Below are 15,400 nucleotides of genomic sequence, written 5' to 3'. Positions count from 1 at the left end.
TTATTTTTATTTAGCCATGTTGAACTTAGGCAACATGCGTTAATGATTTGCCAGACTTGTGATGCAAACGAGACTCTGCTGCATCAAGGTTTGGTACAGCCGCTGAAGGTAATACTTCTTCTTGCTCAATTTGCTTGTTAATACCTAGCTCTTGATTCGCTTGCTGGGTCTTAGATTTGATCACCTCGGCACGTTTACCTTTTGCTGGCGCCCATTCTAAAATTGGTAATGCACGAGCTACTGCTAGGGTGATACGGTCAGCTAATTGCTCACTTTTCACTGTATATTCAGGGGTAAAGTCACGATCTGTCGCGTATACGCCAATTGGTAAAGTTTGCGCTTGGAAGAAGCTAAACAATGGGCGGAGTTGGTGCTCGAGTACTAGTGCATGACGATCACTACCGCCTGATGCAGCTAAAAGTACAGGCACATCAACTAATGCAGTTTGTTCAACAAAGTCGAAAAAGTGTTTGAAAAGACCTGTGAAAGAAGCACGATAGACAGGTGTACCAACAATTAAGGCATCTGCTGCTTCAACTGCTGCAAGGTCATCTTGTACACGCTGTGGAAGTTGGTTGCGATAAAATGCACCGCCTAATAATGGTCCAATTTCACTTAATTTAATAAAGTGAACTTTAATATCAATTGCTTCAGATAACTCATCAAGAATGGCCTGAACCAGACTTTCGGTTTTAGATGGCGTATTCAAACCACCAGAAACGGCAACAATATTTAAAGGTTTTGATGATGCGATACCAGTCATGATTTGGTTCCTAAGCCTAAAAAACAACATTGGACTTATTAATCAACAATGACGGCAAACTGTAAAATAACGAAATTGGTCAACCTTATCAGTTTTAAATATAAAACCTAAATAGTTGATTTTTATACTTTGTAATTTGTTTAAGTTGCTGTTTTTATTTCATATAATTATAGGTGATATATTTTTTATAATAAAAAGTAAGCTTATATAAAAAACAGATTAATTTTGATTAAAAGGTAAAAACATCTAAAAATTGAGGCTAAGTTCAGCATTTATCAACATTTTGCATAAAAATGGATAAGATGAGCATATCTTTCATCTAAATAGTAGGGTTACAATAGGCCATACTTATGCTCAAGATTACTTTAATCGCTTATGAATATTTTAATCGTTGATGATCATCCTTTGTTTCGTCATGCTTTAATTCAAGCAGTACGTTATAGCCTGCCACAGGCACAAATTCATGAAACAGCTTCGGTTGATGAGTTTTATGAGCGTTTGGAAAATGGGGCAGAACCTGATCTGGTATTACTCGATTTAAATTTACCGGGTGCTTCAGGCTTTTCGGCTCTGGTCTATGTAAGAGCACAATATCCAGCTATTCCTATTATTGTGGTTTCTGCACACGAAGAAGCTTCAATTATTCAACGTGCAATTGCACATGGTGCAATGGGTTATATTCCTAAATCGGCTCATCCAAGTCATATTGGTGAAGCGATTCGTCAAGTTCTAGATGGCGAAATCTGGTTACCACCAAACCTACCATCAAATATTAATCTTGACCCGCGAGCGGCAGATGAAACTGCTTTGGCTGAACGTATTCAGTCTTTAACGCCTCAGCAATTCCGTGTTTTGATGATGGTTGCAGAAGGTCTGTTAAATAAACAAATCGCTTATGAGCTTGATGTTTCAGAAGCCACCATTAAAGCGCATGTAACTGCCATTTTTAGAAAATTAGGTGTGCAAAATCGTACTCAGGCTGTATTGGCAATTAGTGCATTAAATATTGAAGATAAGAAAATCTAAAAATAAAAAAAGACCTCAATTGAGGTCTTTTTTATATGTTCCACTTAGGCAAGGCAATCTTGCTTTGGTGTTAGGCTGTCGCAGTACAGTGGGTTAAGCGCACATTGCAAATCATCAATTTGTTCTTGAGTCACATAGCCTTTGCTTTTTAAATATTCAGCCACACGGTCATCACGCAAGCTTAAGAAAGCTGCATCATAAACACCTAAATCAACGAACAGAGCAGCAGTTTCCAGACTGTTGAAGCGATCAAGGAAAATGTCATTGCCATACATTAAGAAGATATGGTCAAGTTTTGCTTTTTCATCTACATGCAAACGTTCAGCAAGTTGATGCGGAGGTGTCTTAATAAAGAGCAAGTCAGAAAGCTCATCAAACTGAGTCATATCTAAATGATTTTCTCCAAGTTTGACATGGCCAAGCCAAGCTTTGAAAACCAGAACAGCGCCGCCACGGAGTAGCATGCTCCAGATTTGATGGCGTGTGTCGTGATCAAGATTTTCACTCTCAGCAGTAAGGACTTTTAAGAAGTTTTCTTCTTGTTGCGCTAACTTGTCGAATAAGCCCAAGCCTTGTGGATGATAAGCAGCAGGTGCAAATACATCAAAATTTAGATCGTGAAATACATTAAGCGCGAGTGGGACTGCACACTGATAAATTGTGTTATGTGCTTTCATATGTGCTTCGCTTAGCTTGCTATGTGGGAAAATACTCTGCCAATCTAATTCTGGAAGTAAGGCATTGGCACTGTATTGACGATAAAATTGTTGAGATGAAAGTTGCCCTTGCGGGTTGTTATCCGAAATATTCATGGCAGTGGTCCTTTGCGTTAATTCATGAGCAGGGGGTGCGATAAGGCAAAATAAATTTTCAGACAAATAAAATGCGTTTTGAATATTTATGTGTCATGCAGAAAGCAAGTAGAATACGACTAAAGTCGTATATGGTGGTTTTTAGTAAATAAATGATTATAAAAACAATGGTTTATTAAATTGTAACTAGGTGTACACGTGTTCACTTACAAAAAAGGTGGGCTTTGCCATAGAAAAAGAGTCTTTGGAAATTTTGGTCAATAATTTATTGGGTAAAAGTAGACTTTTTGAGCAGTTCTGCCTATTGGCTTAAATTTAGCCAAACGTTTTTGCCAAGAATCGCTCCCAAACCTATAAAAGGTTGAGGAGCGAAAAAAGATTAGTCTGCTGTGCTGGCAATTTTAAGCCCAGATAACCAAGCTCTTAATGAGGCAGGTTTAAGCGGTTTTTTAAGTAAAACAATATTTAGCTCTTTGAGTTGCTGCGGTAATTCTGGGTGAGAGTCTGCTGTAATTAAAGCAACTGGAACATCTTCTTGACGATTTTGATTAATAAAATCAACGCCTAGCTGGTTGTTATTCAAGTGTTGGTCAATGAGCCAAACCTGAATATTTTCTTTTTGAATAATTTCTAAAGCCTGCTCAGGTTCGGTAGCTTTGAACACCTGATAACCCCATCGGCCTAATAAACTACTCATACCCTCTAAAATGGTTTCGTCATTGTCTAAGCACAAAATACGGTACGCTTTAGTTTTTAAAGGCACTGCTTGTACAGTCGGAGTTGCAACTTTTGGTGGCTCGACAATAGGCACTTCAATCATAAAGCATGAGCCTTTGCCCAACTCTGAGTACACATGAACAGGGTAATTGAGCAAACCTGTCATACGTTGGACGATGGCAAGTCCTAACCCTAAACCTTGTTCACCCCAAGGTGATAAATGCCCACAACGTTCAAATTCTTGGAAAAGCTTAATTCGTTGTTCTTCAGCAATACCTGGTCCGGTATCCCAAACGCCAATTCGAATATGATTCGGCTGTTGTGCGGAACGGAGTACACCAACCACCACTCGACCTTTGGCGGTATAGCGTAAAGCATTGCTGACAAAGTTTTGAATAATACGACGAATCCACTGTGGGTCGGTATCAATCCAGAATGACACATCATGAACTTTTAGTGAGATATTTCGCTGAGCAGCGATCGACTTAAACTGTAGTTCGAGATCGCTTAATAAATCGTGTAGAGGATAAGGCTGTCTTTTCGGTTGAATACTGCCGCCTTCTAAACGAGCGATATCGAGTAGGGCAGACAGCATACTTTCGGCACCATAGAGTGCTCGGTCAAGTTGTTGTAAGGTTTGGCGGTCTTCTTCTGTCGAAATACTTTGCTCAAGCACAGTACTAAACAGACGAGCCGCATGCATAGGTTGCAATAAGTCGTGACTTGCCGCGGCAATAAATCGGCTCTTAGACATATTGGCCATATCAGCTTGTTCACGTGCAAGCTGTTGTTCTGTTAAGGCATCGGCAAGCTGTTGAGTTCGATCTTTTACACGAGCTTCCAGTACGGCCTCGTTCGCACGGAAAGCGGTAATGTCAGCAAATGTCGTCACAAAGCCACCCCCAGAAATAGGGTTGCCTCGCATTTGAATCACACGACCATCTTTACGAATACGTTCAAATTCGTGGGCGCTTCCGACTTTCATCCAGTGAAGACGTTTGCGTACATGCTCTTCGACTGAACCGGGACCGCATTCGCCACGTTCAGCGTTATAACGAATCAGGTCGGCAATTGGGCAGCCGACATAAACTAAGTCTTTTGGATAGCCAAACAATTTTAAATATTGATTGTTCCATGCGACCAGACACATATTTTTATCAACCACACTTACCCCTTGGGTCATGTGGTCAATCATGGTCATGAGCAGGTTCTGATTAAAACGTTGCCACTGCGAGGCTTGGTCTAAAATATTAGCGACTTGACCCAAAGCGAGACCGTTATTAATCATTGCTGTAGTCAGCAATGTACGTGCAGAAGCGGCACCAATAATACCTGCCAGATATTGCTCGGTAAAACGCCACCACATGCCGTTGGCAATACTATTCGGGTTAAGGGTGAGGTGGTTTTGCTCACAAAAGTTTTCGAACGCTTGTGTAGTGGGTTGCTCACCCGTAATTCTTTTGGCTAAGGCAAATAAATCACCTACTTTTAAGCGAGCCGCGTCATGGGGGAGGTAGGTTAAATCGGTAGATGTATGTGGTGAAGGTAGAGGCTTGGTTTCATAATAGAAAAAGCTTTCTGCCTGAATTTGTTCGGCCACACTTGGTCGGTAAAGCTTAGAAATCCAGATATATAAAAGAATATTTAAACCGAGCGACCAAATCACTCCGTGTGTTAAAGGTGCAAATGACTCAAAACCAAATAGAGACTCTGGACGTAAGGCATTAATGCCAAAAGGACCAAAAAGCAAAATACTTTGAGCAGCATCCTGATAGGCTTCAGGCAAGCTACGTAAAATCGTTGGAAATAGTAAAGTATAACTCCACATTAAAAATCCAATGATGAGTCCTGCATAAACACCTTGGCGGCTTCCACCTCGCCAATACAACCCCCCAATAAGTGCAGGTGCAAATTGAGCTACCGCACTAAACGCTAATAATCCAAATACTGAAAGTTGGTTAATATCATTAAAGAAGTGGAAAAATAAAAAGCCAAGTAGCATCACCGCAACAATACTGATACGACGGCTAAATTTAAGAACTTTAGGTAAATGTTTATCATGACGCGACAGCAATTTAAAACGCCATAAGGCAGGCATAATCAAGTCGTTACTGAGCATGATAGACAATGCAACTGATGAAACCAGTAACATACCTGTCGAAGCTGAAAAGCCACCTAAAAAGGCTAGTAAAGCGAGCCATTCTTGGTTGTAACTTAACGGCAGTGACAGTACAGCCACATCGGGTACAGTTAGGAATTTCGGTGCGGCATGCAAAGCCCAGCTTGCGATTGGGATAATAGCTAAAATAGTTAAAATGAGATAAACCGCGAACCATTTACGGGCACCGCGAATATGCTTTTCATCGCGTAGCTCGACTACCGCCACGTGGAACTGGCGTGGTAAACAAATAATAGCTAAGCCTGCCAGTAAAGTTTGAATCCAGAAAGTTTCAGGTACACCAAAGAGCTGAACCTCCTGAAAAGTCTGGTTTACATCAGAGGTCATTTGGCTGAGGTTAGCTGGTGATTCAAAAATAAAAAATAAAGCAACGCAAAGTAAGGCAAATAACTTCACAAATGACTCAAATGCAACTGCAAGCATGAGGCCGCCGTGCTGTTCCGTGTTTGCGATCTGTCTGGTGCCAAAGATCATGGCTAAAATCGCAAGCACACTGGTGAGCAATAACACACTGTTGGTCGTTGTATGAATATGCGAGCTTTGCTCCATAATGACCGAGGTACTTAAAGCGATTGCACGGAGCTGTAACGCGAGGTAGGGGATAATCGCGATAACGGCAAGAATAGTGACTAGAGAGGCCAGCACACCACTTTTACCATAGCGCGCTGCGACGAAGTCAGCGATTGATGAAATCGCATGATGCTGACGTACTCGACCTAAACGCCGCCAGATGTCGTAACCAAACCAGACAAATAGCAGTGGGCCTAAATAAATAGGCAAGAAAATGACGCCTTCACGTACGGCTGCACCGGTTGCCCCATAAAATGTCCATGATGAGCAATAGACACCTAAAGTTAAACTAAATAAAAACATGCGGCCACGTGTGCCAAGACGACTGGCATGCTTCTCACCAAAAAAAGCACAGACAAATAAAAGCGCAATATAAAGAGTGAGCACCCCAATAATCAGCCAGCTGTTCATATGACCTACATAAGTGAAACCGTGTGTCTATCATAACCTATGCCGATACAAAGCTATAAATTGATTAAATTTTAACGACCAAAGTCTAAGTTACGACTTAGAGGTAATCTTGCTAACTTTAATAATGAAAAAATACATTAAAAAAAAGTGACCAAGGTTGGGCACTATGTAAGGAGTTTGGTTATGGATCAAAGCCAAGTGGAACAGATTCTACGCAATCCAAAGTTTCAAAAAATGGTCAAGACAAAAAGTGCATTAAGTTGGACCCTCACCATCATCATGTTAATCCTCTACGTGGGCTTTATGCTACTTGTAGGCTACAACAAAGAATTTTTGATGAGTTCATTTAGTGGCGGTGTAACTACATGGGGGATTCCTCTTGGAATAGGAATTATCATTTTATCTTTCGTACTTTGTGGCGTGTATTCCTACATCGCGAATAACACCCTTGATCAGTTGAGTGAAGAAGCGTTGAAGGAAGTCGAGGCCATCACGCACGAGAAAGGATTACACTAATATGAAATGGAATTCATTAAAAGCGAAAGCCTTATTGGCGGTAGCATCGCTATATTCAACAGTTGCTATGGCAGGCCCGGATTTAGGTGAAGCTGAGCAGCAAGCAACCAACTGGCATGCCATCATCATGTTTGTCATCTTTGTTGGTTTTACATTGTTTATTACTAAATGGGCTGCAAAACAAACTCAATCAGCACAAGATTTCTATACGGCTGGTGGCGGAATTAGTGGTTTCCAAAATGGTTTGGCAATTGCGGGTGACTTTATGTCAGCGGCGTCATTCCTTGGTATTTCTGCAATGGTGTTTAGCTCTGGTTTTGATGGCTTACTTTATTCTCTGGGGTTCATGGTCGGTTGGCCAATCGTTTTATTCTTGGTAGCAGAGCGTTTACGTAACCTCGGTAAATATAACCTTTCCGACGTAGTGTCATTCCGTCTTGAAGAAAAACCAGTTCGTACTTTAGCTGCTTTTAGCTCACTTGTAGTTGTTGCATTTTATTTAATTGCGCAAATGGTGGGTGCAGGTCAGCTGATTAAATTGCTATTTGGTTTGAACTACAATATTGCTGTAGTCATCGTTGGTCTATTAATGATGGCATACGTAATTTTTGGTGGCATGTTGGCAACCACATGGGTACAAATCATTAAAGCGGTCATGTTACTGAGCGGTGCAACCTTTATGGCATTTATGGTCATGAAAGCTGTAGGTTTCAGTTTCAGCAATATGTTCACCCAATCTATTGAAGTGTTCAGTAAAGTCCATAACATAAGCCTTGCCGACGCTGCAAAAATTATGGGTCCTGGTAAACTTGCTGCAAACCCAATTGATGCTTTATCTCTTGGTTTAGCACTCATGTTTGGTACAGCGGGTCTTCCACACATTCTTATGCGTTTCTTCACTGTAAAAGACGCAAAAGAAGCACGTAAATCTGTAGTCGTTGCAACAGGTTTTATTGGTTACTTCTACCTTTTAACTTTCATTATTGGTTTCGGTGCGATCCTTTTTGTATCAAACAACCCGCAATTCCTTGATGTTGCGAAAATGGCAATGACAGGAAAGCTTGAGCTGGTTGGCGGTAACAACATGGCAGCTGTGCATTTAAGTGACGCTTTAGGCGGTGACTTGTTCATGGGCTTCATTTCAGCAGTAGCGTTCGCAACGATTCTTGCTGTTGTTGCTGGTTTAACACTTTCAGGTGCATCTGCAATTTCACACGACTTATACGCTAACGTATTTAAAAAGGGTCAAACGACTCCAGCTTCTGAACTTCGTATGTCAAAAATCGCGACGCTTGGTTTAGCAGTTTTTGCCATGATCTTGGGTATTTTGTTTGAAAAGCAAAACGTAGCATTCATGGTAGGTTTAGCGTTCTCTGTAGCTTGTTGTGCGAACTTCCCGGTACTTGTTCTTTCAATGTTCTGGAAGGGTTTAACCACACGTGGCGCTGTGATTGGTGGGGTGGTTGGTTTGGTAACAGCTGTTGTACTGATCATCTTATCTAAAGCGGTATGGGTTGATACTTTAAAAATCTCAGATACACCAATTAACCCGTTCAATGGTCCTGCATTGTTTGCGATGCCATTGTCGTTCCTTTGCTGTTGGTTCTTCTCAGTGACTGATAACTCAGCACGTGCGAAAAAAGAACGTGCTGCTTTCGACGCACAATATGTACGTTCAATGACAGGTATTGGTGCTTCTGGTGCATCAGACCACTAATCAGAATGTATTAAACATGTCATAAAAAGCCCTACGGGGCTTTTTTTGTTTTTCTCCTAAAGGTTATTGAAAAGAAGCTCCTTAATAAAGAACAACTTGTTTATCCTATTTTTTGTACAGTATGATTTTCTATAATTCAAAACATAATGAAAAAATGGAAAATAATTAAATGCGATCTATTATCGAGTTCTGGGCGAGCTTTCGATTATTGCCTTCTGCATGGTTGCTGTTTGTGCAATTCATTTTACTTATTCTGGCTATGCTGACTTTTGATAATGAGGTTTATAGAACCTTAACTTGGGCATTAGGAGTACTTGCTTTACTCATTATTGCTAAAGTGATTCGTCAAACACCTATGTTTACCTTTTTAGGACTTACCTTTGTAAGTGGCGCAATTATATCGTCAGTGTTTATTTTATTAGGCTACAGCAATTTAACCATCCAGATTTTTGCTCACAGCTGTGAAGCTTTAGCTTACTTCTCGGCAGCTTATGGGTTATTTCGTTATATGTTTGCTGACCGATATTTGACACGAGATGAGCTGTTTGCAGCAGCAGCTGTTTTTACCTTAATTGCTTGGGGATTTGCTTTTTTATACAACATTTGTCAGTTGTTAATTCCAAATAGCTTCCAAAATCCAAACCATATTTATCACTTACAAACTTGGCTAGATTTATTATTTTTAAGCTTTAGTTTGCAGTCAGCGACAGGGTTGTCTGACCTCATGCCCCTTAGTCCACCAGCACGTGTTCTAGCGATGTTACAAATGTTTTGTGGTGTTATGTACTTGGCATTAATTGTTACGCGTTTGATCGCTTTACAGTATATTTCACACGCCCCTAAAAAGAATTCTGATAAATAAAGAAGGAGGTGTTTTAATTTATTTACACCTTTGTAACTGCAATATTAATTAAGTTTGTTTACAGTATGATCGGCTTTCTCTATTGAAAGATATAACTTTGTTCATTCCTGAATGTCTTTATTGGCTTCATGCCTGTCACTTTTCATTAAAATAACATGGAGGATTTATGCCTTCCAAACAAACGAGTTGGTTCGCAAATGTTAATCCCAATGTCTTTTTGGGTACGGTCATTATTATTGCTTTGTTCCTAGCAGTTGTCGTGATCGCTCCGAGTTCTTTTGAACTTTTAACGCAACAGTTAAAGCAGTGGATCACCGATTCATTTAGCTGGTTCTATGTTCTATCAGTTGCATTCTTTCTTATTTTACTCATTTATATTGCCTGTTCTGCGATAGGTCGGATTAAATTAGGTCCTGACCATAGCCAGCCCGAATATAGTAACGGTTCATGGTTTGCCATGCTGTTTACTGCCGGTATGGGTATCGGCTTAATGTTCTTCGGTGTTGCTGAACCTGTCATGCACTATGTCAATCCACCAAGTGGAGATGCGCAGACAATTGATGCAGCTCAGCAAGCTCTACGTGTGACTTTTTTCCACTGGGGCTTACACGCATGGGCAATTTATGCTGTGGTCGGTTTAGCATTAGCTTATTTTGCTTATCGTCATAATTTACCGTTAAAGACCCGCTCAGCCCTTTACCCGCTCATTGGTAAAAAGATTTATGGGCCGTGGGGCGACAGTATCGATATATTTGCGACCATTGGTACGGTATTTGGTGTAGCGACTTCTCTGGGATTTGGTGTTACCCAAATTAACTCTGGTTTACATTATTTATTTGGTGTCGAGCAAAGTACCAATATTCAAGTTCTACTTATTATTTTTGTGAGTATTTTAGCCTCATTATCTGTGTTCTTAGGTTTAGATAAAGGGGTTAAACGCTTATCAGAGCTAAACTTAGTCTTAGCTTTAATATTATTAGTATTTGTTTTTATCGCTGGCCCTAGTATTTATTTACTTCAGACCACTATTCAAAATACTGGGCAATATATATCTAACCTTTTCACCATGACATTCAATTTATATGCTTATCAGCCAAATGGATGGATTGGGGGATGGACCATTTTATATTGGGCTTGGTGGATTTCATGGTCACCATTTGTGGGTATGTTTATCGCAAGGGTTTCCCGTGGTCGTACCATTCGAGAGTTTATTGTAGGTGTTCTTCTTATTCCGACAGGCTTTACCATCATTTGGATGGGCTTTTTAGGAAATGCCGCTTTATTTAGCATTATTCATGAACATCAAACCACTCTCATTCAGGCTGTCCAGCAAGACTCGTCAGTTGCTCTATTTGAGTTTTTAGGACACTTGCCATGGTCAGGTGTCATGAATATTCTGGCGACTATTTTGGTGGTTTTATTTTTTGTGACTTCAGCGGACTCAGGAGCACTCGTTACTGACTACTTAACAGCAAAAACTGAAAATTCACCAACTTGGCAGCGTCTGTTCTGGACAGTATTGATGGCAGTGCTGGCTATTATTTTACTCTTGGTTGGCGGTCTTGCTGCACTCCAGTCTTCAATTATTATGAGTGCGTTGCCGTTTACTGTAGTCATGCTCTTGATGAGTTGGGGGTTAATAAAAGCTTTGCATCTTGATGTCACGAAAATGCAAGCAATTCAGGAAGCTCGTATTACCCCACGTGCCATTCATAACCCGAGAAGTTGGCAACAACGATTAGGTTTGATCATGCATTAACCTCATAGTGAAGAAGAGGTGAAGCAATATATTGAAAAGCAGGTTTCACGAGCTTTTGAAAATATTCAGCATGAGTTTAGACGTCGTCATCTTGAAGTTTCAATTAGTGAAGTTGAAGATGGTATGCAGCTTCGAGTCGATCATCATCATGAAATTAATTTTATTTATAAAGTTGTTTCACGTGAAACAGTACCACCAAGTTTTTTAATTGGTCGTACAGAAGCAGAAGATGGCCAATATTTCCAAGCCGAAGTATTTTTGAGAGAGGGTGGGCAGAATTACGATGTAATGGACTGGACTCAGGAAGATTTGATTCAGGATATTATTGATCAGTACGAACGTCATTTACATTTCTTAAATATCGTACGGAGTTAATAGCCATAAAAAAAGGACTCAATTGAGTCCTTTTTTTTAATTCAATTTCTAAATTAAATTAGAAACGGAATTTAGCATTTAAGCCGATAGTTTGTGTGTCGTAGCTAGACTTTTTAACGTCAGCTTTCATGTAAGACGCACCAACTGCAAGAGCAGGAGTGATGAAGTAGTTTACGTTACCACCCCAAGCTTGGCGGAATTCACCAAGGTCATTACCTTTGATGTTTGCTACGCCGTCGTTACCGATGAATGCAGCACCAACGCTTAACTTAGGAGTTAAGTAAAGGTCAGTTTTTAAACCGTATTGGTTTTCTTGACCGAAAGCACCAGCAGCTTCAAAACCGATTGCCATGTTAGTTCCGTCGATTGGACCTACATATTTAGCACGAGCTGTAACAGCATCTTGATCGTTTTGGATTGCAGCAGTTTGGTTAACAGCAGAGTAGATACCGTTGCTCATGATACCGAAGTTATCTAAAGCAAATTGGTTAGCTACGCTTGTATAACCAACAGCCATCAAGAAGTTAGGTAACAACATTGCACCAACTTCTAAAGCATAACGGTCGCCTTGGTCATCACGAGAAATCGCGTTTTTACCGTCAACGTCAGTGTGGTTATAAGTAGCGCTAGCGTATACAGGAAGGTAAGGAGTTGGAACGTAAGCCTCACCTTTAACGCCGTATGTACCTACACGGTAGTTTAAACCGTTGTTTTGGTCATATTGTTGATAGCTGTAACCTAAAGACACGCTAGAAGCTTGGTTTAAGAAAGCTGCTTCAGCTAAAGGACCCTTAGCTGTATCAACATTTTTCAAATAGAATGTACCAGCAACGTCACCAGTGTAGTTCTTATCGTTTGCAGTTGTGTCAACATATTCAGATTGACCTTGAACTTCAAATTGATAAGCATGAGCACCGGTCATGGCTAATAATACAGCAGTGGCTAAACCAAGTTTTTTCATAATCATTTCCAGCATTAACAAGAGATAAAGCTGGGGTCATTGTATTGTAACAATTTATGAAGTCAATAATAGATGAAACGTAATGTTAAGGAAATTTGACACTTATGTTAAAAATGTTTAAAAAATAAACAATCAGAGTGTCTTATGTCAACCTGCTAAAAAAATGAACATTAACAAGAAGCTAAACCTTAAGATTCATAGGGATTTGGCTTGAAATAGTTTCAAAATAATTACATTTATAATTGGAAAAAATGATTTTATTGATCGGATTTAACGTTCATAAATTTGTCGATTCGTTTAATAAATAGTCGTTCGAATATTATTCCTGTTTCAATTTTCATATATTTTGAGGAATAGTTATCATTATTTTGATAAGTTTATCTAAATAATCCATCTATTTAAAATAATTATATAATTGAATAAGGCTAAAAAAAAACATTTTTAAATCAAAAAAACGATTAAAAAATTAATTCTGATCAATTTAATCAACTTTACAAAATTAGAGATAAGTCACACAATTCAATTGCAAAGTTCACTATCTAACATTTTTATAGTTGGTAGTACTTTCCCAGATACGATGTGTTATCACATCAGACTTTACGAGCTCAGCTTTCCCCAAGGTTGAGCTTTTTTTTATCTATAAGAAAACATTAACATTTATTAAAAAAATTACATGAAATTTCTTCTTTTTGATCTGTATAAAAAAGAACCCAGCTTAGCGCTGGGTTTCGGATGCTGGGAGAGGCATCCAAGAGGAAAAAGAAGCTAACTATAGAATTGCGAAATTTACTTCAGCTGTAAAATGGAGTTTTGCTATAGCCATCATTTGCTCTTTCGATCAGATTTTCATGAAATACAAACGATGAAGACCTATATTGCGTTATTCAAACTTTGTTGCTGAACTTCTGCTCATTAAAGTGCTAGGATGCGGGTTAATTACTTCATTTTATAGTAGTGATGATGGTAGGGCATTTACGGAGTACCAGCTAGAAATGTCAGGATTACGTTCAGAACATATCAGTAATCGACTATTTTTCTTTATGTTGGTCATTATTCTGTCCTTACTGTTTATGGCTGTGCCTCTTATTGTCAGCAGTTATCAAGAATATTTAAAAACTAAACAAGCGTTGGTTGAAATCAAAAGCTTAAGGTCGATTGCTGAAGTTGCAAATAAGGTATCTAAAGAACGTGCGCCAGCAAATAAATTAATGTCGAGTAACGCTGCCGACTTTTTAAAAAATCAGAAGAAGTTATTAGAGTATCGGCTTACTGTCGATCAGCAAATTAATGAAACTATTCGTATTTTAGAAGAAGAGGGTTATTCCGATTTAGCACGTATTTTAGATACTAAATTTAAAGATGATTTGAAACAGGCGCGGGCTGTAGTCGACTATTATGCCGCAACACCTGAACAGGCAAGAACCTCTGTGCAATTTGATAATGCCATTTTGGGTATGTTTGGTGCTTGGGATAGTTGTCGGGAAATTTTGCAAAAGCTTATGTTGCAGCTAAAAAGTAAAGATAGCCAAATTAATAACTATTTTACTTTGATTGTGGTTTTAACTGACATGCGTGATCAGGCCGGTCGTACCGCATCTAATGTTATTGCGCCAGTGACGTTTAAAGAAACCATACCCAATGATAATCGGGCGCGCTCTTTGCAGACTCAGCAACAAGCTCGGTACTTATGGGCACTTGTAGATACGCTACAGTCTGAGCAGGCCAAAACTCCTGAATATCATCGCCTTTATGCAAGAGTTAAAACTGAATTTTTAGATAAAGGTGTGCCTATTGTTGGCCAACTTTTAGAAGAAAGCCAGAAGCATGAGGCTTACCATTTAAATGGAACTGAACTTACAGACCAAATCGTTGATAAATTTACAACAGTTATTGATTTACAAAATTTTCTACTTAATAAAAGTGTCTTGATTGCATCTCAAGAAAACTATTTGGCAAAAAAGAAATTCTTTCTTACTTTGCTTATTTCTAGCATATCGTTAGCAGCTGCTTTACTTACCTTAATTTATGCAAAGAGGCGGGTATTTGAGCCTCTTATTCAGGCCCGTACCTTAATTCTTGATTTGTCTCATAGCAAAGATTATCCAGTAGATGAATTGAACCCTAAAAAAGGTGAGTTCATTTCACTGTTTGAAGCGATTGACCGTTTGCAAAGAATGCTTAAGCAGCGAGATGCGTTTGAATTCCAACTTAAAAATATTGCCAATACAGACCCGTTAACTGGTGTATCCAACCGTTTAGCTTTATCTGAGTATTTAAAAATTGTTGAGAGCTATCCTCAAAAGTTTTCACAAACTTGTTTAATGATTATTGATATAGATCGCTTTAAAGATGTGAATGATCAATATGGTCATATTGTTGGTGACCAAGTGATTAAGCGTATTACCGATCAATTGAAAGCGAATGTACGCGCTTCTGATCTAATTGTACGTTATGGTGGTGATGAGTTTTTAATTTTATTAGAACAGGTGCCGTTTTTAGATGCGCGTCTATTGGCGGAAAAAATTCGTATTGCGATTGCTTTAGAAGAAATTAATTTATCTGGCTCAAATGAAAAATTACATGTATCAGTCAGTATAGGGTTTGCGATTGGAGCGACCAGCTGGATGGAGTTGTTAGAAAAAGCAGATCGTTCACTCTTAAGAGCTAAAGCTCGGGGACGAAATGTTGTAGAGGGATAAAAAAGCCGGAAATCACTTTCCGGCTTTTTTGTT

9 protein-coding genes and 1 pseudogene are annotated in these 15,400 nt (G+C 39.3%); 6 read left to right on the top strand and 4 right to left on the bottom strand.

The window, feature by feature from the left end; all coding sequences use genetic code 11:
* Positions 1–25: 25 nt before the first annotated feature.
* Positions 26–763, bottom strand: a complete 738-nt coding sequence (gene msuE / locus J678_RS08675) for an FMN reductase (RefSeq protein WP_031955587.1) — start codon at positions 761–763, stop codon at positions 26–28.
* A 375-nt stretch (positions 764–1,138) separates the two neighbouring features.
* On the opposite strand from msuE, the gene J678_RS08670 reads away from it, so the two are divergent.
* Positions 1,139–1,789, top strand: coding sequence for a response regulator (locus J678_RS08670; RefSeq protein ID WP_031955588.1), 651 nt, complete (start codon positions 1,139–1,141; stop codon positions 1,787–1,789).
* Between the two features lie 44 nt (positions 1,790–1,833).
* Here J678_RS08670 and J678_RS08665 read toward each other — a convergent pair whose 3' ends face one another.
* Complete coding sequence (locus tag J678_RS08665) at positions 1,834–2,601, bottom strand: hypothetical protein (RefSeq protein WP_031955590.1); 768 nt, start codon at positions 2,599–2,601, stop codon at positions 1,834–1,836.
* Between the two features lie 379 nt (positions 2,602–2,980).
* Positions 2,981–6,478 (bottom strand): PAS domain-containing hybrid sensor histidine kinase/response regulator, encoded by a 3,498-nt coding sequence (locus tag J678_RS08660; RefSeq protein ID WP_031955591.1) that lies wholly within the window; start codon positions 6,476–6,478, stop codon positions 2,981–2,983.
* 183 nt (positions 6,479–6,661) lie between these two features.
* Between J678_RS08660 and J678_RS08655 the strand changes: the two genes are divergently transcribed.
* The 4 genes and pseudogenes from J678_RS08655 (at position 6,662) to J678_RS08640 (ending at position 11,707) form a co-directional block, all read left to right on the top strand.
* Positions 6,662–6,994: a DUF485 domain-containing protein gene (locus J678_RS08655; protein WP_002053967.1), complete on the top strand. Its 333-nt coding sequence runs from the start codon at positions 6,662–6,664 to the stop codon at positions 6,992–6,994.
* Between the two features lies 1 nt (position 6,995).
* Positions 6,996–8,711, top strand: a complete 1,716-nt coding sequence (locus tag J678_RS08650) for a cation acetate symporter (protein ID WP_032027258.1) — start codon at positions 6,996–6,998, stop codon at positions 8,709–8,711.
* A 169-nt stretch (positions 8,712–8,880) separates the two neighbouring features.
* Complete coding sequence (locus tag J678_RS08645; protein ID WP_004884878.1) at positions 8,881–9,573, top strand: ion channel; 693 nt, start codon at positions 8,881–8,883, stop codon at positions 9,571–9,573.
* 166 nt (positions 9,574–9,739) lie between these two features.
* A pseudogene (locus tag J678_RS08640) lies at positions 9,740–11,707 on the top strand (BCCT family transporter).
* A gap of 58 nt (positions 11,708–11,765) precedes the next feature.
* On the opposite strand, the gene omp33-36 reads toward J678_RS08640, so the two are convergent.
* A complete protein-coding gene (omp33-36, locus tag J678_RS08635) occupies positions 11,766–12,668 on the bottom strand; it encodes a porin Omp33-36 (RefSeq protein ID WP_006582474.1) in 903 nt (300 codons plus the stop codon).
* Between the two features lie 992 nt (positions 12,669–13,660).
* On the opposite strand from omp33-36, the gene J678_RS08630 reads away from it, so the two are divergent.
* Positions 13,661–15,367 carry a GGDEF domain-containing protein gene (locus J678_RS08630; protein WP_004711523.1) on the top strand — a complete coding sequence of 569 codons (1,707 nt, stop codon included), beginning with the start codon at positions 13,661–13,663 and terminating at the stop codon, positions 15,365–15,367.
* The last annotated feature ends 33 nt before the right edge of the window (positions 15,368–15,400 follow it).

Source organism: Acinetobacter sp. 1424608 (assembly GCF_000588255.1).
GTDB classification, from domain to species: domain Bacteria; phylum Pseudomonadota; class Gammaproteobacteria; order Pseudomonadales; family Moraxellaceae; genus Acinetobacter; species Acinetobacter nosocomialis.
This window is presented reverse-complemented; position numbering and strand designations above follow the sequence as displayed.